The sequence below is a fragment of the Lactobacillus nasalidis genome (assembly GCF_016587775.1).
GTDB classification, from domain to species: domain Bacteria; phylum Bacillota; class Bacilli; order Lactobacillales; family Lactobacillaceae; genus Lactobacillus; species Lactobacillus nasalidis.
Genome location: NZ_BOCG01000493.1, coordinates 1 through 5,219 on the forward strand (window position 1 = coordinate 1; position 5,219 = coordinate 5,219).

The following is a 5,219-nucleotide window of genomic DNA, read 5'->3' on the forward strand; positions in this document are numbered from 1 at the left end:
CAGTTCCGGCGTCCGCCAGATGGCTTGGTACAGGGCCCACATTACGGGCAGCTGGATCACCATCGGCAGGCAGCCGGCGTACGGATTGACGCCTGCTTCCTTGTAAAGCTTCTGCGTTTCTTCATTCAGCTTGTTGCGGGTTTCCAGGTCCTTGGCGGAGTACTTCTCCTGCAGGGCCTTCAGTTCCGGCTGAATCTCCTGCATCTTGCGGGTGCTGTTGATCTGCACCGCGTTCAAAGGTAGGAGGATCACCCGGATGATGACCGTAAAGATGATGATCGCCCAGCCGTAGCTGCCCCCGCAGACTTTGGCAATCCAAAGCACGAACTGGGACAGGTAGTAAACTACCCAGGCATCCCACCAGTTGCTGGAATTATGGGAGATCGGCGTTGGCTTCTGAGTGGTCTGCGTCGCGCAGCCGCTCAGGACAAGGGCAAAAACCGTCACCAGTGCCAGAGCGGCCAGCAGCCGCCTGGCATTCTTCTTCGATAAAATGTCCTTCACTGTTTTTCCTCTTTATTTGTTTGGCGTTTTCTCAATGACGTGGGCCAGATTCAGCGCGTGAAGCAGGTTGTCCCGCGTCTTTTCCCAATCAAAATCGCGAGCGTAGGGTCTGGCAATCACCAAGAAGTCCAGCCGCGGATCGATCCGGTCCCGGTTCTCGGTCAAAACCGCCCTAATATAGCGCTTGAGACGGTTGCGAACGACAGCCGTGTGGCCGACCTTCTTGCCGACAGAAATGCCGACGCGAAAATGCTGGTTCTGGCTCTTAGGCAGCACGTAAATCACGAAAGCCCGGTTGGCCACTGATTCGCCATTTTCAAATACGTTCTGAAAATCCTGTTCAGATTTAACTCGATATGACTTTCTCAAAGCTCTTTACACTCTTGCAAATTAAAAAAACCACTGGGATTCAGTGGCTTAAGCAGATAATACTTTTCTACCCTTTGCACGGCGTCTAGCCAATACCTTACGGCCGTTGCTTGTAGCCATACGCTTCATGAAGCCGTGAACGCGTGAACGGTGACGCTTCTTAGGTTGGTAAGTTCTCTTAGTTGACATATTTTGCACCTCCATTTTTAGTGCTACGTGCACAATTTCTTATCTAGAATAGCACGGAAACGCAAAAAAACCAAGCTTTTTCTTGCAAAGTTGTCAGACTTTTTCCTTAGACAGGCAGCCGGCCGGATGCTTCCTGTGGACAGAAACAAGTCCGGCAAAAAATTTTTTCGCGGCCATCAACAGGCTTTTTTGCAGCTTTATCCACAGTCCACATGCTGTTAAAAACTTTTTGAACACCCTGTGGAAAACTACCAGCAAAAACCGGCCCGCGTTTTGTGGCTCTAAGCAAAGTTGTCCACAAGGGTTATCCACTCTTGCCGGATTTTGATAAAATTATCAGCAGAGTTCACAGTGACTCTCCTCTTTCTTTTCCACAGGCTGTGAATTCTGGATTTCTTTCTTCCACCTGTGGAAAACCTGGCTGGTAAATGCTAAAATAATTTTGCTAAAAAATTTTTTGGAGGGAATGTTTTTTGTTCGATTTAGAAAAATTCTGGGATAGCTTCAACGCTGAAATGCGGTCCGAATTCAATGAAGTATCCTATAATGCTTGGTTCAAAAATACTAAGCCCGTCTCCTTCAACAAGGACACCCACGAATTGGTAATCTCCGTCCAAACCCCTGTGGCAAGGGGGTATTGGGAGCAAAACATCTCCGCTAACCTGATTCAATCAGCTTATGCCTATGCCGGAATCGACATCTATCCGGTATTCGTCGTCAAGAACGGCTCCAGCAGTGAAAGAATGCTGGAACCGCAGCAGCTGCCGCAGGCCAAGCCAGAGAAGCCGCAGCAGCCGGCGAGAGAATTCACCAAAGACCTGCGTCTGAACGAGAAGTACACCTTTGACAACTTCATTCAAGGGGAGGGCAACAAACTGGCGGCCGGAGCCGCCCTGGCCGTGGCCGACAACCCGGGGACCTTCTACAACCCCTTGTTCATCTTCGGTGGCGTGGGGCTGGGTAAGACCCACCTGATGCAGGCGATCGGGCACCAGATGCTGGCGGAAAGACCTGAAGCCAAGGTAGTCTACATTCAAAGTGAGACCTTCGTCAACGACTTCATCAATTCCATCAAGAACAAGACCCAGGACAAGTTCCGGGAGAAATACCGGACGGCTGACCTGCTCTTGGTCGACGACATCCAGTTCTTCGCCAAAAAGGAAGGGATCCAGGAAGAATTCTTCCATACTTTTGAGACTCTCTATAATGATCAAAAGCAGATCGTCATGACCAGCGACCGGCTGCCGACGGAAATTCCCGACCTGTCCGAGCGGCTGGTTTCCCGTTTTGCCTGGGGACTGCAGGTTGAAATCACCCCGCCAGACCTGGAAACGCGGATTGCCATCCTGCGCAAGAAGGCCGAGTCTGAAGGCCTGGAGATCGATGAGAGCACGCTGGACTATGTGGCCAGTCAGGTCGATACTAATATCCGGGAGCTGGAAGGGGCCTTGGTCAAGGTTCAGGCCCAAGCCACCATCCAAAAGCAGGACATCAACATCGGCCTGGCCCGGTCCGCTCTGGCTGACCTCAAGCTGGTGCAGAAGAGCAGGGGACTGCAGATTTCCAAGATCCAGGAGGTCGTGGCCAACTACTTCCAGACCTCGGTGCCGGATCTGAAGGGCAAGAAGCGGGTGCGGCAGATCGTGATCCCGCGGCAGATCGCCATGTACCTGTCCCGGGAGCTTACCGACGCCAGCCTGCCGAAAATCGGCCAGGAATTCGGGGGCAAGGACCACACGACCGTGATGCACGCCTGCGACAAGATCGCCCGCCAGATCAAAACGGACACCGAAATCAAGTCCGCCGTTTCCGACCTGCGGCAAATGCTGGAAAGATAGGTCCGGGGACAAACTGTGGACAAATCCCAAACTTATCCACAGCTTTTCAACCGGCAAAAGTCCGCCGCGGCGGCTTTCCGGCAAGTTATCAACAGAAACCACAGGACCTACTACTACAACTAAATATATAATATAAATAACTAAATAAAGAGAGCCTCATTTCAACCAAGGAGGAACAGATGAAATTTACCGTAAACCGCAATCGTTTTATCAATGACTTGAATTCTGTTTTAAAGGCCATTTCGTCAAGAGTGCAGATTCCGATTTTGAGCGGGATCAAGCTGGACCTGACTGACGACGAACTGATCATGACTGGCAGCAACACCGACATTTCCATCGAACTCAGCCAGCCGGCTTCCGACGATTTGAAGATCGAATCAACCGGTTCAATCGTGGTGACCGCCCACCTGTTCAGCGAAATCGTCCGCAAGCTGCCGGGCAAGGAATTTACTTTTGACGTCAAGGAAGGCAGCCAGATCCAGATCACTTCTGAAAGAGCCGACTACACCATCAACGCTCTGGAAGCCAGCTCTTACCCGCGCCTGCCGGAAATTACCGGAACTTCCTTCACGCTGCCGTCCAAGACCCTGCGCGAATTGATCAGCCAGACTGTTTTCGCGGTATCCACTGAAGACAGCCGGCCAACCCTGACCGGGGTCAACTTCACTTTCAAGAACGGGCAGATCAAGGCCGTGGCGACTGACTCCCACCGCCTGTCACAGAGAATCGTCGACGTTGAATCCGGCCCAAGCGAAGACCTGTCTTTGATCATCCCGGGCAAGAACCTGCAGGAACTGGCCCAGATCATCGGCGATGCCGACCAGGACATCCGCGTCTACCTGGGCGACAGCCAGATCCGCTTTGAATTTGACCGCCTGTCCTTCTACACCCGCCTGCTGGAAGGGAACTACCCGGACGTTGACCGGCTGCTGCCGACTGAATCAACGACCAGCGTGCAGTTTGCCGTCAGCGACCTCAGCCAGACTTTGAGCCGGGCCAGCCTGCTGACGCACGCCAACCGGACCAACGCCGTCCAGATGAAGCTGAACGTCGACGACCAGACCGTTCTGGTTTCCGGTAATTCCCCGGAAGTCGGCAAGATCGAAGAAGAAGTCGGCTTCAGCAGCCTGACCGGGAAGAACCTGACCATCTCCTTCAACCCGGACTACATGGCCGCTGCCCTGCGGGCCTCAGTGACCGACTCGGTCATCATCAACTTTACTGAGAGCCTGCGGCCGTTCACGGTCGTGCCGAATGACCAAAGCATCGAGTTCGTTCAGCTGATCACGCCAATCAGAACTTTCTAAAAATAAAACAAGCACCGAAAGCCACTCCCTGGAGTGGTTTTTTTGCGGCCTTTTTCTTATACGCGGTTTTTTACGGGTTTAAGCATAGGTTACCTGGCTTATGTACCACGATACTAAAATGGCAAATAAGCGCTCAGAGGCCCTAAAAAAGGCCTTCTTGATTGAGTTTCCCTGGAAAAAAGACTATAATTTATAAGTGGAATACTAGTTTTATATTGTTGAAGGTGAAGGCTATCGAAACTTTTGCGATTAACGGTGAATTCATCACCCTCGGTCAATTTTTGAAAGATGAATGTATTGTTGCCTCAGGCGGGCAGGCCAAGTGGTATCTCAAGGACAACCCGGTCCTGCTCAACGGCGCCAGTGAAGACCGCCGGGGCAAGAAGCTCTATCCCGGCGACCGGCTGGAAGTTGCCGGCACGGAATACGAGCTGGTTCAGGGACTTTAATGTACCTGGGGCGGTTTAAGCAGAGCGGCTTTCGCAACCTGGCGCCGCTGGATCTGGAGTTTGATCCGCATGTAAACGTGTTTCTGGGCGAAAATGCCCAGGGAAAGACCAATCTGCTGGAAGCCATCTATTTCCTGGCGCTCAGCCGGTCCCACCGGACGAGCAATGACCGGGAAATGATCGCCTTCGGCCAGGACTTTGCCAGTCTGGCAGGCCGCGTTCACAAGCAGCAGCTGGACCTGGACCTGCGGATCGTCATCAGCAAGAAGGGCAAGACGGCTTGGGTCAACCGGGTCGAGCAGGCCAGACTGTCCAAATATGTGGGCCACCTTAATGCCATCCTGTTTTCTCCGGAAGACCTGGAGCTGGTCAAGGGGGCCCCTTCTTTGCGCCGGCGCTTCATGGACCTGGAATTCGGGCAGATCAATCCCGAGTACCTCTATTTCGCCAGCCAGTACCGGCAGCTGCTCCAGCAGCGGAACAACTACCTCAAGCAGCTGGCCCGCGGGCAGGCGAGCGACCGCGTCCTGCTCGGCGTCTTGACCGACCAGGTGGCAGCGGCC

The 5,219-nt window shown here is 53.0% G+C and carries 7 protein-coding genes; 4 read left to right on the forward strand and 3 right to left on the reverse strand.

Going from position 1 to position 5,219, the window contains the following annotated elements; translation table 11 throughout:
- The 3 genes from lacNas_RS09555 to rpmH form a co-directional block, all read right to left on the reverse strand.
- A partial coding sequence (locus lacNas_RS09555) for a YidC/Oxa1 family membrane protein insertase (protein WP_201346810.1) occupies positions 1 to 504 on the reverse strand: 504 nt, incomplete at its 3' end.
- Positions 505 to 516: 12 nt separating this feature from the next.
- Positions 517 to 873 (reverse strand): ribonuclease P protein component, encoded by a 357-nt coding sequence (gene rnpA, locus lacNas_RS09560; protein WP_201330179.1) that lies wholly within the window; start codon positions 871 to 873, stop codon positions 517 to 519.
- Between the two features lie 48 nt (positions 874 to 921).
- On the reverse strand, positions 922 to 1,062 hold the full coding sequence (gene rpmH, locus lacNas_RS09565) for a 50S ribosomal protein L34 (protein ID WP_008459582.1): 141 nt from the start codon (positions 1,060 to 1,062) through the stop codon (positions 922 to 924).
- Positions 1,063 to 1,535: 473 nt separating this feature from the next.
- On the opposite strand from rpmH, the gene dnaA reads away from it, so the two are divergent.
- The 4 genes from dnaA to recF all read left to right on the forward strand — a co-directional run.
- Positions 1,536 to 2,900, forward strand: a complete 1,365-nt coding sequence (dnaA, locus tag lacNas_RS09570) for a chromosomal replication initiator protein DnaA (RefSeq protein WP_201330180.1) — start codon at positions 1,536 to 1,538, stop codon at positions 2,898 to 2,900.
- A 179-nt stretch (positions 2,901 to 3,079) separates the two neighbouring features.
- A complete protein-coding gene (gene dnaN, locus lacNas_RS09575; RefSeq protein ID WP_201330181.1) occupies positions 3,080 to 4,207 on the forward strand; it encodes a DNA polymerase III subunit beta in 1,128 nt (375 codons plus the stop codon).
- Positions 4,208 to 4,425: 218 nt separating this feature from the next.
- Positions 4,426 to 4,656 (forward strand): S4 domain-containing protein YaaA, encoded by a 231-nt coding sequence (gene yaaA / locus lacNas_RS09580; protein ID WP_201330183.1) that lies wholly within the window; start codon positions 4,426 to 4,428, stop codon positions 4,654 to 4,656.
- Positions 4,656 to 5,219, forward strand: a 564-nt coding sequence (gene recF / locus lacNas_RS09585) for a DNA replication/repair protein RecF (protein ID WP_201330182.1), incomplete at its 3' end; no start/stop codon positions are given. The genes yaaA and recF, both read left to right, overlap by 1 nt.